The following is a 1,766-nucleotide window of genomic DNA, read 5'->3' on the forward strand; positions in this document are numbered from 1 at the left end:
ACCGTTGTAACACATAAAAAGACACATCTGTATATATAAGTTGGCGTTGATACTTAAAAGAAGAAATGACCAGACTGTCAAAAATTTGGAGTGAATTATCAGAGATGAAATTTGAAAATCAGGTTTTGAACTTTTTCGAGACCAGACAGACCCGTATCATTGACATTCTGAAAACAGCGGAGACTTCTGAAGAATTGGAATTAGCAGGGCTTATTATACATAGATTTGCAAGAGCGTTTAACGAGAGAGAAATGTATTCTTCAGTTTACTATCTTTTTATCTCTGCATATGTTAATACTGCGGACAGGATTACAGGGAAACAAGAAGATATTAACGAACTGAAATATGAACTTGCACGTGGACTGCACCACAACCGAAAATATAAATACTCTAAACAATTATTCAATGAATTAGCTGATACAGAATTCGACACCAAAAGGATTGATTTCTGGTGGAATCAATCAGCTTTTGCAAGCACCAGAGATGAAATATGGATTAAAACTCATATTTTGCCAAGCGTAACAAGATTTTTACTAATGATTGCATATCTGACTGTAGTGCTGTGGACAAAGATTTTTGTGATTTCAACAATTGTATTTATCGGACTTTTCTTATTCGTAGAATTGCAGTGGTTTTTGTATAAAGTGAATTACTACCTAAAAGAATTCGAAAACAACCCTGATTTTGAACTGATTAAAAGAAAAATTAAAAACAAAATTGTTATACAGTTCGGTATTTCGATACTGATATTTCCTATTTACTATTGGGGACACGATTTGATTTATCTTACTACATTTATAATCGCAATTTATTTGAATGTTTATCATTATGGACTTGAATTATACTATTTGCCAAAATTGATAGCGACCCAGAACAGAAAAAAAGCATCTAATTAGACTATTTTTAGATTCTATATCATTGTTTTATAGGATATTATATAAATGGCATTGACATAAATGATATTCTCGAAAAATCACAAAATATAGGTAGACTATTATAGAAATTGATTTGTTCTAATATGCTATCATGAATTTTGGAATTGTCGTTCATAATGGTTTTCGCTAAATGATTTTTTAATTAAAAGGATATTAAGAGAATGAATTCAATTAGAAAAAATAACGACATAATTATAACAGCTCTTTTGTTAATCATCGCAGTGTTCGGATTGATTAAAAAGTTGGATTATGGTGTTTCGATTGAGATTAGAAATTATATTGCATATTCAGTTATTATTGGGATTTTTATTCTAAGATTATTTCATATACAAAAAACAAAATTAATCCTTGCATTGGCTTTGATAGTAGGCTCCTTTAATCTAATACAATTTACTCATAGTGATATTTATATTTCTTTCAGTATTGAAGACTTAATATTTTTAGGGTTTCAACCTGTTTCATTTTCTGCTCTGATAGGTTTAATACTCCTTGATATGAAAACCGTCGGAACTTTTTTTAGAAACATAATTTCAGAAAAGTCAGAGATAGAAATAGAACGGAATAAAAACCAATTGATTGAAGTATATAAGTCAAAATATAAAGATTACTCAAAGAATAAATTGCAAGATATTATAGATCAGCCTAATTTATTTCAGGAGGCGGCTGTAAGTGCAGCTAAAGAATTAATTAATGAATAGCAACGTGTTACAACATCATATATAAAATATTGGGGTTTTGTTTTTTACATTAACCTCTCTGCCCCGCTCCAGCTTCTGTAACGGCAGACAAAGACGCACACCGCAGCCCCAACATTTCATATATGTCACCGTT

Annotated in this window: 2 protein-coding genes; both read left to right on the top strand. The window is 30.5% G+C overall.

The features are described from left to right. Window positions 1-65 precede the first annotated feature (65 nt). Entirely contained in the window at window positions 66-896 is an 831-nt protein-coding gene (locus tag B5X70_RS17620; protein ID WP_079559216.1) for a hypothetical protein, read from the top strand. 200 nt (window positions 897-1,096) lie between these two features. After that, on the top strand, window positions 1,097-1,633 hold the full coding sequence (locus B5X70_RS17625; RefSeq protein WP_079559217.1) for a hypothetical protein: 537 nt from the start codon (window positions 1,097-1,099) through the stop codon (window positions 1,631-1,633). The last annotated feature ends 133 nt before the right edge of the window (window positions 1,634-1,766 follow it).

Source organism: Alkalitalea saponilacus (genome assembly GCF_900168165.1).
GTDB lineage: Bacteria > Bacteroidota > Bacteroidia > Bacteroidales > Marinilabiliaceae > Natronoflexus > Natronoflexus saponilacus.